Genomic DNA, 17,618 nt, shown 5'->3' on the forward strand with positions numbered 1-17,618 from the left:
GGCAAGTCCTCCGGAGGACCCCCCGGATCCGTCACCATCAGCCGCGGGCTCGAACGACTGGCACCCGCAGCAGAGATGCTACGGGTGCTCAGGGAGAATGGGCTCGCGAGATGAGACCAATGCTCAGAACCAGGGCAAGCCCTGGACCTTTGGGGAAGAACTGCGCGGTGCGCAGTTCTTCCAACGGGCCCGTTTGCCGGTAGAACCGTCAGCGCGGCGGTCTCGATGGGCAGGGCCTTCGCTGGTCTTGCCTTGGCCTGTTCGATGAACTGCGCATTGCGCAGTTCATCGACCCCGGGTCCAGCGCTTGCGCTGGTCCGGGTCCAGGGGCGGATAGCCCCTGGTGGGGCCTGGGGCAACGCCCCAGCGCGACGCCCCCATCGATCACTCCGTATCGTCGGTGCACCCTGCCGAGACGAAGCTCGTGTGGGCGTATCCCATGTCCACGGCGCAGTTCGATGACGAGGACAGGTCCGCGCCGATCGTGAAATCGGACGCGGCATAACAGCCGTGGAACGACGTGACGGGCAGGCCGAGGAATCCTTCGATCCCCGCGAGCAGCTCCGGGGTCTCACAGCCGCTCGTGGGATCCTGGTCCGGGAACGCGTACCCGCAGCCCAGGAATTCGGCGCCGCTCTCGGACGCAAAGACGGTCGCCTCGACGCCGTCGGGCGCTTGCACGGTTTGCGCCTCGTATCCATGCGCATAGACGGCGACGAGGTCGGTCTCCGGGCCGGTGGTCACGGTCCAGTCGGCGGCCGAATACGAGGAGAGGAAGAGCACCACCGATCCTGGGCGATCGATGTGCACGCTGGCGGGCCCCTGGACATTCGTGGCGGCGGAATACGGATCGTAGATGCCGACGACGTGCAGCTCCACGTCGCCACAGGTCCCGCCCCCCTGCAAAACGGTCTGTTCGCCCTGCCCGAGCTCCTGCTCGACCGTGACGGCGGGTGCGCAGGCGGTGGCGAGCGAGGCGAGCGAGAGGGCCGCGATGGCAATGTAGGAAGTCTTCATGGTGCTTTCTCCTGCCGGGATATCCTGTTCACCCGGGAGGACCGGGGAAGTTTCCCCGGGGTCGTTCTTTTTTTGGACCGGCCGCCTGTTCAGGGAAAACCCGTGAACGGATAGCCCATCTCGGTCATGCAGGTTCCCGCGTAGTCGTCCTCCGTGATGGTGAACGCGGAGCCGGCGTAGCAGCCGTGAAAGGACGTCGCCGAAAGGCCGAGCGCGTCGTGCAGCGCCGCGAGGAACGGCTCGGTCTCGCAGCCGCTGTGTGGATCCTGGTCCGGCCACTCGTAGGCGCAGCCGAAAAACCCCCCCGAGCTCTCGGCGCTCGCGACGTGCACCACGGTATCCGGCGCGGATGCGAGGGTCTGCGTCTCGTAACCGAGCACGAAGATCTTGCGAATGTCGGCCTCCGGGGCCGCCGTGACCGTCCACGTCGTGGCGGCGAAAGCCGATAACACGAGAACCATGGGACCCGAGCGGGCGATATGCACCGACACGCCGCCCTCGGAGGTCGACGCCTCGTAAATACCGATCACGTGCACGTCGAACGTGGCATCCGTCTCCGGATGGGTTCCGCCCTTCGTCTCGTCCACGGAAGGCGCGGGCCTCTCCACGTCACGCGTGGACCTGTCCACACCAGGCGAGCCTGAAACGCTCGGCTTTCCAGGGCTCGCCGCGAGATCTCCGCCGGCACGTGGCGCGAGGGGCGAAGCCGGCCCGGGGGCCGCGAGGGGAAGCACCGGTGAAACGCTCCAAGGGTCGGGCGGATCCGCCTGGGAACGAGGCGCTCGAGACGACCACGGCGACGGGCCGGACGAGGGCCGTGGCAATGGCAAAACCCGCCGTGGCTCCGGGGTCCTCGGCGACAGCGAGGGCACGATCGGGTCGCCCACGGATGGCTTTCCCGATCGTGACGGAGCGGGCGCGCGCGCCGCGGGCGGTTCGAGCCGCGAGGTTTGCTCCGAGGAGATGCGGCGCGCATCATCCGCGCGCGGCCGTTCGATCGCTATATCCGCGTCCCCCTCGCCGGTGGGAGACTCCGGCGCCGTCATGTCCTCCGGCGGCTTCGACGCCTCGGCGGCGGGCGACTTGTCCAGGCCTGGCCCCCACGTGGCCACGGCGACGGCCATCGCCACCGCGGGCACCACGAAGAGCGCGGCTCGACGGACGCGAATCCCTCGAAGATCCGGCCCCACGGCGTCCAGGATTCGGTTCTTCAAGGCCGGCGCGGGATCTGCCTCGGAGAGGACCCGATCCGCCTCGCGTAAAGCGGAAAGGAGCGCCGGGGGACGCGGTCCTTCAGGTCGATCCGCCATCACCCACCTCCCACCCGTCCTCCGTGAGCCGAGCCTGCGCGCGCATCACGAGCTTCGATACGTAGCCCTTCGTGTGACCCAGCACCGCGCCGATCTCCTCGAGCGTCAGGCCATCGATAACGTGCATGGCGAATGCCACGCGTTCCTTTGCGGGCAATGTGGAGAGCGCTCGAAACGCGTGGCGGAGCTCGTCACGGGCCCCGGCGAGCGCGTCTCCGTCCATCGACGGCTCCTCGCGGCTCTCCCCGCGCAGGAAGTCCATCGTCACCCACGCGAGCAGCCGCTCCTTGCGCAGCTTGTTCAGGCACCTGCGCGTCGTCGTCCGGTAAAGCCACCCCTCGAGCGCATCGAGATCGTCGAGCACTCCGGCGTGCCGCACGAGCTGCAGGAACACCTCCTGCGTCACGTCCTCGGCCCAGGCCCTACGCGCGGAGCCATAACGCAGCGCGAGCCGATACACGAGCCCGCGGTGCCTCTCGTAGGCCGCGGCGATCGCGGCGCGGAGCTCGCTCGGAGACAGATCACGACCATCGCAGCGCGCGTCCATCCGCGTGCTTGGGATGGGTCTCTCGTCCGCCCCGCGGCTCGGCACGGTCGGAACGTACAGCTGACGGACGGGGGCGGGCATGGGTCGACGGGGCTTCTCTCCGCCTTCACCCACGATCGGGGCAAACGTTTCCTGCCCGCTGTCGATTTTGCCTGGGCACGGCGCCCGAGGGGACGGACGTGGCGGGGCCTACTGCTCGATGAAGATCTGCGGCGCGTCCGTGAGCGAGAGCGAAACGCTCCCGCCCGCCGGCGCGAGATCCGTGGCCGCGCCGGTCTTGCTATGGTCCCACGCATACGCCTTGATCGGCCCGCCCGCGGCGAGCGAATACGTCGCGCTCGCGTCCTCGCTGGTACCGCTCGTCTTCGCCCACAGGACGAAGGCCGTTTTCCCATTCGAGAGCTTGAACGCCGCGCCGCCGACCGCTTCCGGCAGCGCGAGCGCCTCCGTCGCGCCTGCGTCGAACGAGGCGCCGGCGAGGAGCTGCCCGTGCGTTCGATACGCGACGCCCGTATCCGTGATCTTTGCCTCGGTCGGCGCGCCGAGCTTCAGGACATCGTAATACAGGCCCATGTAGTCGAAGGAGCTGTCGCTCGCGCCGAGCTCCGCGCTGTCGGTCAGGAGATACCAATCGACGCCGCCGATCCCCTCGGCCTGCGCGGTGGTCATCACCTTGAGGATGTAGTTTCTCGCGTATTCCGCCCCGCCCGGGCCTGCGCCGATGAGCTCATGCGGCGCCCCGCTCTCGGTCACCATCCACGTCTTCCCGCTGACGCCCGCAGCATCGAGGACCTTCGCCAGATTGTTCTTGGAATCGACGAAGCCGTTCACACCGACGTCCGAGCTACCCGGGCTGAAGACCGGATAGTAATGGAAGCTCAGGACGTCGAAGTACTTCGCGCCCTTCTCGGGGTAATCGGCCGTCACGGCGCCGCCCTCGGGGTTGTCCGTGTAACGGAGCACGGCCGAGAGGAAATTCGGGTATCCGATCCCGCCGAGCGCAATCTTCGCGTCCGGATCGGCCTTGAGCGCCGCCTCGCGCGTTACGCGCAGCATGCGCACGTAATCGAAGATCGAGCCATGAAAGCGCGGGAGTTGCTCCTTCGTGGGCGGGTCCTTGTCCCATGTCACCGTCACCTGCCAATCGGCGACCCAATCGGGCTCGTTCCACACCTCCCACACCTTCACCCAATCCTTGTAGGTGCTCACCGTCTTGTACACATACGCGCCCCAGTAGTTGTCGGGGTTGATCGTGCCGTCCTCGAGGAACACGGGTTGATGCAGGTTTTTCGGCATGTACTCGGCAACCTGCCAGTCCGGCGTGCCTGCGGGCGCCGTCGAATGTTCGGCCGTGGGGGTCGTCAAGAAGGCGACGTGGTTCGACATGCCGAGCGCCGCGTATTGCTTGATGTCCTCGACCTCGATCTCGTACCCCCACGTCGTCAAGTGCTGCTCGGGTAGCGAGATCCGCTGGCTGTCGGCGCCGGCCTCGCGCGCGAGCTTCGCAAGCTCGGGGTCACTCCAAGTGGGGTGGCGGTGGCCGGCATTGATCCCATGCCGGAATGGCCCACCAAGCGCGCTACCGCTGCCGCCGGATCCGCCGCTGCCGCCGCTCCCGGCACTTCCGCCTCCGCCGCCGGTCTCCCCTGCCGCGGAGCCGCCTTCGCCGCCGCCCCCCGAGCATGCGGCAGCCAGAACAAGAAGCGACGCGGAGATAATACGACTCATCGAACTCATGACAGAGCCTCCGTCGTAAAAAGACGCGTGAACTCTATCATCGGCCGAAAAGCCTCAGGGGACTTTTCGCCGTTCCGTAGGCTCTTGCATCAACGCATCTTTATGCTGAAGGTGCGCTTCGCTGGGGCTTTGCCCCAGGCCCCACCCGGGGCTGTCCGCCCCGGGACCCGGACCAGCGCAAGCGCTGGACTCGGGGTCGATGAACTGCGCGATGCGCAGTTCATCGAACAGGCCAGGTCAAGACCAGCGACGACCCTGCCAGCCAAGACCGCGGCGCTGAGGATTCAACTGGCAACGTGCCCGCTGCCAGCGTGAAACGCACCTTCCTGGTCTTGCCACCGGCCTGTGGGAAGAACTGCGCATCGCGCAGTTCTTCCCCAAATGGTCCAGGGCTTGCCCTGGTTCGGGTCGAGGGGCGAACAGCCCCCGCGGGGCCCGGGGCAGAGCCCCGGCGCGGCCATTATTGCGACTTCATCACCTTGACCGGCCGACCGTCTTTATCGACCTTGCTCTCCCCGTCCAGCGTGCCTTTGGGCTGGCTGCCCAAGTTGATCGTGAATGACTGCACTTTGGCCTGCTCTCGGCCGTTGAAGGTGCCGCTGACGCGGATTGCGAGGTTACTCTCGGTCGCCACCGCGTCGTAGAGAACGGACACCTTGACGGATTGCCCGTTTCTCACGGACGGCTGCGAGACCGGGCTCGCTCCTCCCTTGAGCTTCAGCCCGTCCACCCCCCAGACCTCGATGGTGATGTTCGAGCCGTCTGCGCCGAAGACGACATCCAGATCGGCCGCGCCTGGCTTTAGCGTCGCGGTCACGTTCACGGGAGCGGAGGGCTTCGCTGTGGGCTCGACCGTGCTTGGGGCCGCGGCTTGGGGCTCGCCCGGGGCCGCCTCGGAAGAGCCGCCCGCGCTTGCGGGAGGAGCCGGAGGTCGCGCTCCGTCAGACCCGCACGCCGCTGCCGCGAGAAGTACGACCATCCCCACGATGCTGATGTATTTCATTGTCGATTCCTTTTCTTCAGTGCGAGATGGTGATGTCGGCCGCGTACGACATGGGCATGGTGTTGTACCCACGCACGCTGAGCACGTAGATCGTCCCTGCCTCCGAATCGAACGTGAGGCTCTCTTCCCCGCTCGGGTTTTCGTCGGACGTGACGAGGACGCCGGCGTTGTACACCGCCAGATCGACGTTGCTCGGGCTGGTGGAGGTGACGGTGATGGGCATCCCGTCGCCTTCCATCCGGAAGTAGACGTTTTGGGAGAGTCGATTGGATTCGTCGTCGCCGGTCATGTCGACGGTGTAGCTATCGCCGACGACACCCTCCTTGTAGACCGGCAGGCTCCCGGGGAAGCCGCCTGCGTGCGTCTCGTTCGTCCCCCACTCGTCCTCGATGGGGTCGATGCCGAAATCGGCGCTGGCGTTGTAGAACGACGTGACCGCGTCGATGTCCGCCGCTGCTTGCGGGTTGTTCTCCTTGAGCGAGGCCACGAACGAGAAGAGCGTCGTGAACGAAGCCTTGGTCTTTTGGCTCTGGTGCGCCTCGTAGATGCCTTTGATGCCCACGCTGACCTGGTCGAAGGGCTCGTTCGCCCCGTCATAGAGATCGTACACGAGCCCCTCGATCGTCGTCTCCGAGAACCAGCCCGGGTTCGTCTCGACGTTGTTGTTGTTCACTTCGACATCGTTCGCGAAGCCGCTCGCCTGCCCGGGCCCGGAGCTGTCGGTGTACGTGGTGTCCGGATCGAGGATGATCGCGCTCAAGCCGGTGCAGAACCCTTCGCTCCAGGCGAGCCGCGGGTCCTCGATGTCGCCGGAGCCGTGGGTGCCTCCGATGGTGTCCGCACGGCCGAGCGTGTTGTCGAACCAGTGGCCCCACTCGTGGACGATGATGTGCGAATCGAACTCGTCGGTGTCCACGTCCGCCTTGCCGAGGATATAGAGCTCCTCGCCGTCATAATGGGAGGTGCCGACCTGGCCCAGGGCTTTGTCCCCCTCCTCGGGGCGATTGTCGATGCTCCAGTTGAATTTGAGCGGAGGGAGCTCGGGGGGCGGAGAGACCTCGTCGAGGAAGCGCCTCACCGCGGTGTAGGCCGTATCGAGCACGGCGAACGGCGCGGCGGCGCGGGTCTTGGTGTACGCGGTCCCGTCCCAGCCCGTGGCGGCGAGGACGTCGAGCTTCGCGTCGGCGGCGCTGTCGGCCGTGTTGCTCTCCATCACGTAGACCTCGTCTCCGGACGTATTGTCCTCGACGATCAACGAGGGGACTTCCGTCTGGGCGTAGACCCAGACCTTCACTTTGGCGGCCCCCATGTAGTCGAAGCTGTAGGCGCCCTCGTCGTCGGAGGTCGTCTTCGCGATCTCGGCGTCGGTGTCGGCGTCGATCAGGCGGACCGAGGCCCCGCGGATCGGGCGCTTCTCGATCTTGCCATAATCGAGCTTTTCGAGGTCGACGTCGAAGGGCACGTACTCGTACGAAAGCGAACCCGAGAGGCGAAAGCTTTCGTCCTGACCACCGGCTCCGCCGCTTCCCGAGGAAGAGCTGCTGCTGCTGCTACTGCTGTTGTTGCTGCCATTGTCGTCGTCGCAGCCGGCGACGGGCCCGAGGGCGAGCGCCGATATGAGGAAAGGGAGGGTCCTGCGGAGAACGAGAGAGCGTGCGTAGATCATAAAGCATCCTTCTGCCGGACAGTCTGGACGCGCCGGCCATGCGTCAGTGATGGGTAAGGTCAGCTCCGGCGGCGGCGTCGCGCGAAGAGCATTCCGAGGAGCCCGAGCGCAGCCCACGCGGCCGCTCCCTCGCGTTCGGTCGTGCCGGCCGCGACGCAGCCGCACCCGTCGCTGTCGCCGCCGGTGTCACCGCCGCCGCTTCCGCTTCCGCTTCCGCTTCCGCTTCCGCTTCCGCCGCCGCTTCCTCCCGCTCCTGTGTCCATGCATGCGCCCGCGAGGCACGTGCCGCCGGTGCAGACCGTGCCGTCGGGCTTGTTCGGGTTCGTCGGGCTTGCGTCGGGGCGGCGGAGGCCGGCGCCGGCTGGCTCTCGGGGACGGTGTCGGGGCCGCAAGACGCGGCAAGCAGGACCAACACGGCGCCGGCGGAGGCGCGGCGGAGCCACGACCTCCGGCCCAAGAACGAAGCGACGTGTGTCATGGGCGGCAATCTACACCCAGACGTCATTTCCGCGATGGCCGTCCTGGAGCCGGGGCGAGATCGTTGCGTTTGTTGACCAGCCTTGCGTTTTTTGATCAGCGCGCGGGGCCGCGGGGCGAGGAGCATGCGGCGAGCCTGCTCGAGCCGACGAAGCTTTTGGCCCGCTACAAGAGCCTGCCTTCGAGCGAATTCGAAGCCCCCCTCGTCGAGCTGCTCCCCACGGCCGCCTGGGCGTGCGGGTATGCCGCGACGGAGGATCAGAGGGCCCCCCCGAGAGGCCGTCGACGGGCGTCTCGGGGCTCCCCAACCCCCCTTCACGGCCCGGGGGCAGGACATGCGCGGCCCGGACCAAGGTTGTACGGCTTGCGCTACCAGGGTGGCTCGTCATGCCGGGCGCCGGCCAGGAGCCGCAGGCTCACTCGCAGACGCCGCCCTGGGCCGCCCCGAAGTTCAGGACCTTGGTCCTGCACGCCGCGCCCTCCGCCGCGGTGAGACTGCTCAGGATGACGGGGAAAGCACCCCCACTGCATTGCGTGGGGCTGGACGGCTGCATCACCTGCACACCGCAGAAGCTCTCGCCGCCCTGCGTTCCGGCGAGGAGCTCCACGAGCGACGCGCCGGCCTCGGACACTGCCCAGGAAAAGCTGTCTGGGCTCATCACGTTGCTCCCGCAGGGGCCCGGGAAGGAGTAATTGGTGCACCGTCCATCCGTCACGAGCGTCCCAGCCAGCGCGCTTTGCCACGACGGATCCGCATCGCAGGGACAGACGGCGCAAGCCGGCCCGCAGGAGAGCATGCCACCGCAGCCATCGGGGATGGTGCCGCAGGTCGCTCCCTGGGCCTCGCAGGTGGTGGGGACGCAGATCTCGCAGTTGACACCCGAGTAGCCGGACGGGCAGGAGCAGGTGTAGCCGGTCTCCTCCGTCGCGCACGTGCCACCGTTCTGGCACGGCTGCCCGGCGCCGGGGGTGCAGGTCCCGGCCTGGCAGGTGTCGGCCAGCGTGCACGCGTCGCCGTCCGCGCAGGTGGTGCCGTCCGGCGCGTCGGCCACGGCCGGCTGACCGGCGCTGCACGCGGGGACCTTGCAGGGGTTCGCGTCGTCGGGCGGCAGGTCGGTGTCGTCGGCGATCGTGGTGGTGTCGCCGCTGCCGTCACACACGATCGCACTGCAATCCCCGGGGGTCTGCATGTCCACGGGCGTGTTCGCGGGCGTGAAGCTCACGCCGCAGACCCCGGCCTCGCACGTGCGGGCCTTGCACGCGTCGTCCATGCCCGCGCAGTCGGCCGGCGTGTTGCAGCCGATGCACATGCCGTTGCCGTCACACACGAGGCCCGCGCCGCAGGCGGAGCCCGCCGAAAGCGGGGGGTTCGACGCCACGCCCGCGGTGCACACGTCGCTCGTGCATTCGTTCATGTCGTCGGGCAGGTCGGCGTCGTCGGCTTGCTGGATCACGACGCCGTTGCCGTCACACACGGCCTCTTGGCAATCGCCCGTCACCTGATCGGGCAGGGCGGTCCCGGCCGCCGTGGGCTTGTGCGTGGGCACGCCGCCCTCGCAGACGTCCTCCGTGCAGGGGTTCTCGTCGTCCTCGGGGGTGCATTCGCCGCCGCCCGCGCCGCCGCTCCCGCCCACACCGCCGCTCCCGCCCGCGCCGCCGCTCCCGCCCACGCCGCCGCTCCCGCCCGCGCCGCCGCTCCCGCCGGCGCCGACGTCGATCTGGCTGCGGTCGACCGTGGCGATGAGCTCGCAGCCGAGCGAACCGCCCGAAAGCAGGACGAGCAAGAGGGGTGTGATGGATGCCTTCGTCATTTTTGGTCTTTCCGTAATCGTCAAGTCTTCAGCGGCGACCGTTAACTGAAACGTCCGCTCACGTCAAAGCGTCTGCTCTGAGGACCACCTCCGCCCCGGCGATGGAGAGGCGTGTGTCATGGCGGCGGATCTATACCCGAGCGCGAAAGCTCCCGCGACAGCCGTCCCGGAGGCAGGGCGGAATCGTTGCGTTTGTCGAGTAGCCTTGCGTTTTCTGATCAGCGCAGGGCGGAGGCGCGGCCGCGCGTGAGCGTCTCGGAGGGGCTCTCCTGGAAGCACTTCCTGTATTCGACGCTGAACCGCCCCGCGTTGCGGAAGCCCATGACGGCGGCGACGCCCGACACGGTCGTCTCGGGCTGCGGGGCGAGGAGCATGTGGCGCGCCTGCTCGAGCCGCCGGATCTTCAAAAACTCCATCGGCGTCATGCCCCGCGCCGCGCGGAACGCCGCCTGGAGCGAGCGGGCCGGCGCGCCCGCCGCGGCGACGATGTCCGAGAGCCGGATCGCCTCGCCGGCGTGCGCCGCGATGTACTCCTCGGCCCGGCGCACGACCGCGGGGGCGACGCGCGGGGGCGGGAGCTCGAGCAGGCGCAAGCCCTCGTGGCGAGGAATGGTCACGAGCGCGGTGAGGAGCACGTCGAAGAGCCGCGGCCGGACGAACGGCGAGACCGCGGGGCGCTCGATCTCCTCCCGGAGCAGCCGCACGATCCCGTGGAGCGTCGCGCCGCCGCCCGTGGTGAGATCCAGATCGGGTTCGAATGGGATCGCGCCGTGGCTCGCGTGGCCCGTGAGCATGGCGAAGTGCGCTTCGAGGGCCGATCGCTCGATGGTGACGGTCCGGCCCTTCGAGCCCACGGGCATCCTGATGTTCGCCGGCCGCACGGGAACGAAGAGCGCGGCCTGCTTTCCAGGCGTGATCGAAAGGCGCCGGCTCCGGATCTCCACCTCCCCGTCGCCGCTGCCTTCCCCTCCGAACACCAGCGCGTACCGATCGCCGAGGGCGGCCGCCTCGACCCGGCCGCCGAGGTCCCAGTCCCCCGCCACGAACGACACGGGCCCGGCCGAGGTGACCGCGAAATGGCACCGGAAGGCGGTCCCTGACAGGGGCTTTAGCGTCGCGCCCGGGTAGAGGCGGGAGTAGGTGGGGAGCAGCTCGTCGAGGTCGGTGGTGCTGAGGTGACTCTTCACGACCAAGAGGGGCGCTGCTTCTCGACGGGCGGAAAGCGCCACCTTGTCGGGGATCGGCTGGCTGTGGACGAGATCCGTTCCCAACCTGGCGTGCATCATGCGCCTCCATGATCACGCGTACCGGCGGTCAAAGCCAACGCGATGGTGCTGCCTCTTCGGCTTCCGCGGCTCTTCCCCTTGACAGCCCGGTTGCATGTCGGCGAGCCTACGGCCTGGTTTCGTGTGTTGGGAAAGGATGGGTTCATGGACGTCAGTCTTCAGGCGATATTCCCAGGCATCTACGTGTTCACGCCGGGCCGCCGCGTGCACTGCATGCGGCAGGTGAGGGCGGAGGCGCTCGCGGCGGAGCTCGCCGCGCTCGCGTTGCATGCGGATATCTGCGTCGCGCATGATCAAGATACGCTCGTCATCGAAGCAAAGTGGAATGGCCGCGCGCAGGACTCGACCGTCGTCCCGGGGCTGCGTGAGCTCGACATCACGCTCGACGGGACGATAACGTCTCTCCGCGACACCATCGATCGCCAGGTGCGAGCTTCCAAGGCGGGCGACCCGCTCGCCGTTTCCGGCGCGTCCTTGCTCCAGATTCTCTTTCCGCTCGGCGCGGCGGCCGTCACGAATGCCACGTATCCTGACGAGGCGGCCGAAGTGGAGCGGATCCTGACGGAGCTCAAGCAACCCAAATGGGCATCGCTCGTGATGGAGTTTGGTTTGACGCGTATGATCGTTCATATCACCGACCTTGCGACCGAATACAGGAAGCTCCTCGATACGCCCGCCGATGGCTTGAAGTTCCTTGCCGTCAAGGAAGCCCGCGCGAAGGGCCAGAATCTCATGCTCCAGGCCATGGCGATGATCGCCGGCAGGCATCCGTCGGAGAGCGACGCGGACCGCGCGGGCCGACAAGCGCTCATGGGCCCGATTCTCCGTCAAAATGATGCCATCGGACAGTACCTCAAAGCCCGTCGCTCGGTCCCGGACGTGAACCCCGAAACGGGCGAGGAGATACTGCCCGCGGTGCCTTCGGCGAACGCGCCGACCTGAACCCGAGCCGGGGACCACTTCGAGGTCGGCAAGCCGACATCAATCCCCAGCCGGAGACCTCTCCGAGGTCGGCAAGCCGACATCAATCCCCAGCCGGAGACCTCTCCGAGGTCGGCAAGCCGACATCAATCCCCAGCCGGAGACCTCTCCGAGGTCGGCAAGCCGACATCAATCCCCAGCCGGAGACCTCTCCGAGGTCGGCAAGCCGACATCAATCCCCAGCCGGAGACCTCTGCGAGGTCGGCAAGCCGACATCAATCCCCAGCCGGAGACCTCTGCGAGGTCGGCAAGCCGACATCAATCCCCAGCCGGAGACCTCTGCGAGGTCGGCAAGCCGATATCGACCCCCAGCCGGAAGGCTCGGGAAGGTCCGCGTGTCGGCATCGACATCGAGCCGATGACCTTCGGGGCGGAGCCGTCAGCGGGGAGCGCAGAGCGCGAGGCGGCTCCGGGCGAGCATCAGGCGGGCGTAGGCGGTCTTCAGGTGGATCCCGAGCGCGCGGGCGATCTCCGGCATCGAGCGGCCTTCGATTTCGTAAGCCCAAAGCACGGGGGCGAGCTTTTTGCCGAGCTTCTGGTTGGCCTTCCAGAGGAGGCGGGTCGCGTCCATGGCCTGCGTCGTCCGCGGATGGACCGGAGGCTCGGGGGGTTCGTCCGTGAGGGCTTCCCAGCGATTCCGCGCGAGCTTGCGATGGTTCGCCGCGCGATAGATCGCGATCGTGTAGAGCCAAGCCCGCGCTTGCTCACCCCACAAGAGCCCGTCGCGCCGTCGCCAGGCGACGAGGAAGACATCCTGCACGAGGTCGTCAACCTCCCGCTCCTCCACGCGGCCATGCTTGAGCAGGACGGAGCGGACGAAGCCCCGGAACTCGCGGTAAAACCACGCGAAGGTGGCCTCCGGGGAGGCAAAGGTCACCGGTTTCTTGGCGGACTCAGGACAGACCTCTAGATTGATCACAGCTCGTGAACTCCACTGCCGTTGGGGTTTGCGGGTCAGACGCCGGTCGGTGTTGCAAGCGCCGGCTGGCGTCGCTTGTTTTGTCCCACAGATGAGGGCGAAACTCAACTTCAAAAAGGGAGATAGGTTCGTCGCCGGAGAACCCACGATCCACCGGGAATGGTGCGAGGTGTGTTGGAATGGGAGCCGTGATCCTGCGCTGAAAGTCCCTCACCCCCAACCCCTCTCCCGTCCCGGGAGAGGGGCGAGGGCGGCTGGTGTTATGAGGCGCGGTGGTAGACGAGGCGTCCCAGGGTGGCGATGACGTGGTCCATGCGATCGAGGACCTTTGGATTGACGCTGCCGGTGTAGCGCATGGCCTGGGCGACCTGGATGCAGGCCAGCACCTCCCGAGCGGAGCCGAGGGCGGTTTGATAGCGCTGCCGTTTATGCCCGGCCGTGTTCCCTGCCCCCTCGGCGATGTTGATCTTACGCCAAACGGCGATGCCGGCGCTGATCCTGGAAAGAACGGTGAAGTTGCCGGCGCGGAGGACGCCCGCGGGTGTGGCGGAGGCGTGGGCGGAGGCGGAGAACGCGAAGGGGCATGTGTGCGCCTGCGGGTGCGCGGGGAGGATCATGGTGAAGCCTCAGGGCGGACCGCGAGCTCCGTGGTCGTGAGCCCTGCTGCCGCGTCCCGTCGACGGCGTGAACGGCACCGGCGACGAGTACGACCCGTGGCTCGCGCCGGATCTCGACGTGCTCTGGTATGCGGCCGAGCCGAGGGGCCACGCCGACCTGTTCGTCGCCGTCCGGCAGTGATACACCGCGGTTCGAAAAACGAGGAGGAACGATGTCCATCACGCTCTATCACCACCCGTTCTCGCGCGCGGCCGGAATCCTGTGGATGCTCGAGGAGGTCGGCGTCGACTACGAGCTCCGCTGGGTCGACATGCAGGCGGGGGAGCAGAAGGCCCCCGAGATCGTCGCGCTCAACCCGATGGGCAAGCTGCCGGTGCTCGTCGACGGCGAGGCGGTCGTCACCGAGGCGGCGGCGATCGGCCTGTACCTCGGCGATCGCTACGGCTACGGCACGCTCGCGCCGAAGGTCGACGATCCCGCGCGCGCGACGTACCTGCGGTGGTCGCTGTTCGCTCCGTCGGTGATCGAGCCGGGCTCGATGGCGAAGATGGCGGGCTGGCAGTACAAGCCGGGCTCGGCGGGGTGGGGCACGCCCGAGGAGATGCTCTCCGCGATCGAGGCGGCGATCGGCGATCGCCAGTTCCTCCTCGGCGACCGCTTCTCGATGGCCGACACGATCTTCGGCGGCACCGTGCGCTACATGCTGCGCTTCGGCCTGCTGGAGAAGCGGCCCGCGTTCATGGCATATGCGGAGCGGCTGTCGGCCCGCCCGGCGTCGCAGCGCGCCGAGGCGCGCAACGTCGCCGTGATGAAAGAGCACGGCATCCAACCGCCCGGCTGATCATCGCCGGCGTCGTCGCGCCGCGAGCACGAGCAACACGAGCGGGGCTGCGGCGCTGCGCGTCGGCGCACGACAGCCGCAGCCACCGCCGTCGTCGGCCGCCGACGATCCACCGGGAATGGTGCGAGGTGTGTTGGAATGGGAGCCGTGATCCTGCGCTGAAAGTCCCTCACCCCCTCGCCCCTCTCCCGTCGCGGGAGAGGGGCGAGGGCGGCTGGTGTTACGAGGTGCGGCGGTAGACGAGGCGTCCCAGGGTGGCGATGACGTGGTCCATGCGATCGAGGACCTTCGGATGGACGCTGCCGATGTAGCGCATGGCCTGGGCGACCTGGATGCAGGCCAGCACCTCCCGAGCGGATCCGAGGGCCGTTTGATAGCGCTGGCGTTTATGCCCGGCCGTGTTCCCTGCCCCCTCGGCGACATTGAGGGCGACGCTATGCATGGCCCTTCGCAGTTGCCGAGCGAGATCCGAATCTCTCCGTTCGATCTGCTCCGCGATACCCGCCGCGTCCCCAGCCATGGTCAAAACGACTTCGTAGATCCTCAGCATGACGAAACCCTCCGCCCGACGACCCAATCGCCGGGACCCACGTCCCACACCGTCGCGCGGAGCGCTCTTCAAGGCTGCGCAGCACCGCGCGGAGCCGCGCGGAGCAGCACGTAGTGCTGCGAGCACGGTGAGCACGGCTTGGCCTTGAAGAGCGCGAGCACGACGGTACGATCAAAGTCCCCGAGCGGGATCCTCTGCATCCCGCTCCCGCTCCCGCTCCCGCTCCCGCTCCCGCTCCCGCTCCCGCTCCCGCTCCCGCTCCCGCTCCCGCTCCCGCTTGCCGCTCCCGCTCCCCGCTTCACCTTTGTACACGTTCGGCGCTAAGTTCCCGCCCGAAGGAACGACCCGCATGACCACCAAGCTCGACAAGTCGCACGCCGAAGCCTTCTCCGAGCGCGTCTGGGAGCAGGAGATCCTCCCCGCCCTCACGGAGTACATCCGCATCCCCAACAAGTCCCCCTCGTTCGATCGCAACTGGCGCGAGAACGGGCACATGGAGCGCGCCGTCGCCCTCATCGAGCAGTGGTGCCGGGCCCAGCCCGTCCCCGGCCTCAAGGTCGAGGTCGTGCGCCTCGAAGGCCGGACGCCGGTCATCCTCATGGAGGTCCCCGGCAAGAGCGACGACACCGTCCTGCTCTACGGCCACCTCGACAAGCAGCCCGAGATGACCGGCTGGGCCGAGGGCAAAGGCCCCTGGGACCCCGTGCGCGAGGGCGACAAGCTCTACGGTCGCGGCGGCGCGGACGACGGGTACTCGGCCTTCGCCTCCATCGCGGCCCTCCGCTTGCTCGCCGAGCAAGGCATCCCGCACGCGCGTTGCGTCGTCCTGATCGAAGCGGCCGAGGAAAGCGGGAGCTTCGACCTGCCGGCGTACATCGACGCGCTCGCCCCCCGCATCGGCAAGCCGAGCCTGGTCGTTTGCCTCGACTCCGGCTGCGGCAACTACGATCAGCTCTGGACCACCACCTCGCTCCGCGGCCTCGTGCAAGGCACGCTCGAGGTCCGCATCCTGCGCGAGGGCGTGCACTCCGGATCGGCGAGCGGCGTCGCAGCGTCGAGCTTCCGCATCCTCCGCCAGCTCCTCTCGCGCATCGAGGACGATCGCACCGGCCGAATCCTCGTGGACGAGCTCTTCGCGGTGATCCCCGAGCAGCGGATCGCCCAGGCCGAGGCCGCGGCGGCGGTGCTCGGCGACGCGGTCTACGCGGAGATGCCGTGGGCCGCGGGGGCGCGGCCGATGGCGCAGGACAACAAGGAGCTCCTCTTGAACCGCACCTGGCGCCCCGCACTCAGCGTGACGGGCGCGGACGGGATCCCGCCGATCGCGAACGCGGGCAACGTCCTCCGCCCCTTCACGAAGGTAAAACTCTCGATGCGGATCCCGCCCCGCGTGCACCCGCGGCGCGCGGCCGATGCGCTGAAGCGCGCCCTGGAAGCGGATCCGCCGTACGGCGCCGACGTGACGTTCACGCTCTCCGAACCCTCGGAAGGCTGGGACGCACCGCCGCTCGCGCCATGGCTCGACGAGGCGATGCAGCGCGCGAGCCAGGCGTTCTTCGGCCAGCCCGCGATGGCGTTCGGCGAGGGCGGGACCATCCCGTTCATGGCGATGCTCGGCGAGAAGTTCCCCGAGGCGCAGTACCTCATCACAGGTGTCCTCGGTCCGCAGTCGAACGCCCACGGCCCAAACGAGTTCTTGCACATCCGTTGCGGCAAGAAGCTGACGGCGTGTGTCGCCAGCGTCATCGCGGATCATTTCACGCGCAGCGCGTAAAGAGATCGGGGCACGGCACACGCGGGTCGTAGTATCCTCGTGTCATGCCCCCGTCCTCTGGCTCGCACCAGTTTTCCCCCGGCATCCACCACGTCGACTGGCCCGTCGTCGCGGACGAGGAGCGGCTCCCACGCGATCCGATGGAGGCGCTCGACAAGCTCACGCAACTGAACGGAACGAGCCCCTCGGCAAGCGCGCACGCATGCGGCGCAGTCTCGCTCGTGGGCGCCATGCTCGCGACCTCGGGCTACACGGGGCTCGTCGATCTCGCCGAGCGGATCGCAGACGAGCTCGATGACGAGAAGCGCGTCGAGCTGACGCGGCTCGCGCAAGCCATCGCAAGCGGAGGCCCCGACGCGACGTACGGCGCGCTCGCCGATTACGCGCTCCTGCTCTACCGGCGTTACCGCGGGATGGACGGCGGAATGGAGTACCGCAAGCTGCTCCACCTGATGCAACGCGCGGGCTTTTCGGCGCCGCACCGGCCGAACGACGACGACCTCGCGCGGACGCTCGGCCGCAAAGGCGAATGCTGGCCCGCCAAGATCTCGATATTCGGCGACGAGGGCGACCACTGGATCCTCGTCGGTCGCGACGCGCGTGGGCTCTTCGTGTTCGATCCGTATCCGCGAGACGACGGAAGCCAAATCATCCGCCCCGGCGAAGCCGACTGGAAGCGGTACGTCGACGCCATCGGGAAGGACGAAGCAGGCCGGAACACGATTGGCTTTTTGCCGGCCGAATGATGGGCGGGCGCCGATGGCGCTTGACAAGCGAGCGTCGCGCCGGGGCGCTGCCCCGGACCCCGCGGGGGCTGTTCGCCCCTCGACCCGAACCAGGGCAAGCCCTGGACCTCAGGGGGAAGAACTGCGCGATGCGCAGTTCTTCCCACAGGCCCGTGACAAGACCGCGAAGGGTCGTTTCACGCCGTCGGCGTCATGGGTCGAGACGTCAGCGCTGCTGTCTTGGCTGGCAGGCTCGTCGCGGGTCTTGACCTGGCCTGTTCGATGAACTGCGCATCGCGCAGTTCATCGACCCCGGGTCCAGCGCTTGCGCTGGTCCGGGTCCAGGGGTGGACAAC

The 17,618-nt window shown here is 67.9% G+C and carries 17 protein-coding genes; 4 read left to right on the forward strand and 13 right to left on the reverse strand.

The annotated features are described in order from the left end of the window. Nucleotides 1–384: 384 nt before the first annotated feature. From KEG57_RS52670 to KEG57_RS52710, 9 genes are all read right to left on the reverse strand, one after another. Nucleotides 385–1,017, reverse strand: a complete 633-nt coding sequence (locus KEG57_RS52670; protein ID WP_272428989.1) for a hypothetical protein — start codon at nt 1,015–1,017, stop codon at nt 385–387. A gap of 89 nt (nt 1,018–1,106) precedes the next feature. Next, the gene (locus KEG57_RS52675; RefSeq protein ID WP_272428990.1) at nt 1,107–2,327 is read right to left on the reverse strand and encodes a hypothetical protein; all 1,221 of its coding nucleotides are present in this window, start codon (nt 2,325–2,327) and stop codon (nt 1,107–1,109) included. After that, nucleotides 2,311–2,874: an RNA polymerase sigma factor gene (locus tag KEG57_RS52680; protein ID WP_272428992.1), complete on the reverse strand. Its 564-nt coding sequence runs from the start codon at nt 2,872–2,874 to the stop codon at nt 2,311–2,313. The genes KEG57_RS52675 and KEG57_RS52680 overlap by 17 nt, the downstream gene beginning before the upstream one ends. A gap of 189 nt (nt 2,875–3,063) precedes the next feature. Beyond that, a complete protein-coding gene (locus KEG57_RS52685) occupies nt 3,064–4,611 on the reverse strand; it encodes a glycoside hydrolase family 30 protein (RefSeq protein ID WP_272459999.1) in 1,548 nt (515 codons plus the stop codon). A 460-nt stretch (nt 4,612–5,071) separates the two neighbouring features. Further along, entirely contained in the window at nt 5,072–5,434 is a 363-nt protein-coding gene (locus tag KEG57_RS52690) for a hypothetical protein (RefSeq protein WP_272460000.1), read from the reverse strand. A 196-nt stretch (nt 5,435–5,630) separates the two neighbouring features. Continuing rightward, nucleotides 5,631–7,280, reverse strand: coding sequence for a carboxypeptidase-like regulatory domain-containing protein (locus tag KEG57_RS52695; RefSeq protein WP_272428997.1), 1,650 nt, complete (start codon nt 7,278–7,280; stop codon nt 5,631–5,633). Between the two features lie 59 nt (nt 7,281–7,339). Then, a complete protein-coding gene (locus KEG57_RS52700; RefSeq protein ID WP_272428999.1) occupies nt 7,340–7,672 on the reverse strand; it encodes an MYXO-CTERM sorting domain-containing protein in 333 nt (110 codons plus the stop codon). Nucleotides 7,673–8,173: 501 nt separating this feature from the next. Further along, on the reverse strand, nt 8,174–9,568 hold the full coding sequence (locus KEG57_RS52705; protein WP_272429002.1) for a calcium-binding EGF-like domain-containing protein: 1,395 nt from the start codon (nt 9,566–9,568) through the stop codon (nt 8,174–8,176). Nucleotides 9,569–9,786: 218 nt separating this feature from the next. Continuing rightward, nucleotides 9,787–10,854 carry an AraC family transcriptional regulator gene (locus KEG57_RS52710; protein ID WP_272460001.1) on the reverse strand — a complete coding sequence of 356 codons (1,068 nt, stop codon included), beginning with the start codon at nt 10,852–10,854 and terminating at the stop codon, nt 9,787–9,789. A 144-nt stretch (nt 10,855–10,998) separates the two neighbouring features. On the opposite strand from KEG57_RS52710, the gene KEG57_RS52715 reads away from it, so the two are divergent. Then, entirely contained in the window at nt 10,999–11,796 is a 798-nt protein-coding gene (locus tag KEG57_RS52715) for a hypothetical protein (RefSeq protein WP_272429006.1), read from the forward strand. Between the two features lie 418 nt (nt 11,797–12,214). On the opposite strand, the gene KEG57_RS52720 is transcribed toward KEG57_RS52715, so the two are convergent. Next, complete coding sequence (locus tag KEG57_RS52720; RefSeq protein ID WP_272428435.1) at nt 12,215–12,712, reverse strand: RNA polymerase sigma factor; 498 nt, start codon at nt 12,710–12,712, stop codon at nt 12,215–12,217. A gap of 302 nt (nt 12,713–13,014) precedes the next feature. Further along, nucleotides 13,015–13,371: a four helix bundle protein gene (locus KEG57_RS52725; protein WP_272428434.1), complete on the reverse strand. Its 357-nt coding sequence runs from the start codon at nt 13,369–13,371 to the stop codon at nt 13,015–13,017. Nucleotides 13,372–13,583: 212 nt separating this feature from the next. On the opposite strand from KEG57_RS52725, the gene KEG57_RS52730 reads away from it, so the two are divergent. Beyond that, nucleotides 13,584–14,213 carry a glutathione S-transferase family protein gene (locus KEG57_RS52730; RefSeq protein ID WP_272428433.1) on the forward strand — a complete coding sequence of 210 codons (630 nt, stop codon included), beginning with the start codon at nt 13,584–13,586 and terminating at the stop codon, nt 14,211–14,213. Here the strand turns inward: KEG57_RS52730 and KEG57_RS56385 are convergent, their stop codons facing one another. Continuing rightward, nucleotides 14,214–14,507 carry an MYXO-CTERM sorting domain-containing protein gene (locus KEG57_RS56385; protein ID WP_372518282.1) on the reverse strand — a complete coding sequence of 98 codons (294 nt, stop codon included), beginning with the start codon at nt 14,505–14,507 and terminating at the stop codon, nt 14,214–14,216. Next, nucleotides 14,434–14,763, reverse strand: a complete 330-nt coding sequence (locus KEG57_RS52735; protein ID WP_272428432.1) for a four helix bundle protein — start codon at nt 14,761–14,763, stop codon at nt 14,434–14,436. Before KEG57_RS52735 ends, KEG57_RS56385 begins: the two co-directional genes overlap by 74 nt. 349 nt (nt 14,764–15,112) lie before the next feature. Here KEG57_RS52735 and KEG57_RS52740 point away from each other — a divergent pair, with 349 nt between their 5' ends. After that, a complete protein-coding gene (locus KEG57_RS52740) occupies nt 15,113–16,537 on the forward strand; it encodes a M20 family metallopeptidase (RefSeq protein WP_272428431.1) in 1,425 nt (474 codons plus the stop codon). Nucleotides 16,538–16,581: 44 nt separating this feature from the next. Further along, on the forward strand, nt 16,582–17,283 hold the full coding sequence (locus KEG57_RS52745; RefSeq protein WP_272428430.1) for a hypothetical protein: 702 nt from the start codon (nt 16,582–16,584) through the stop codon (nt 17,281–17,283). Nucleotides 17,284–17,618 lie beyond the last annotated feature (335 nt).

The organism is Polyangium jinanense, from assembly GCF_028435365.1.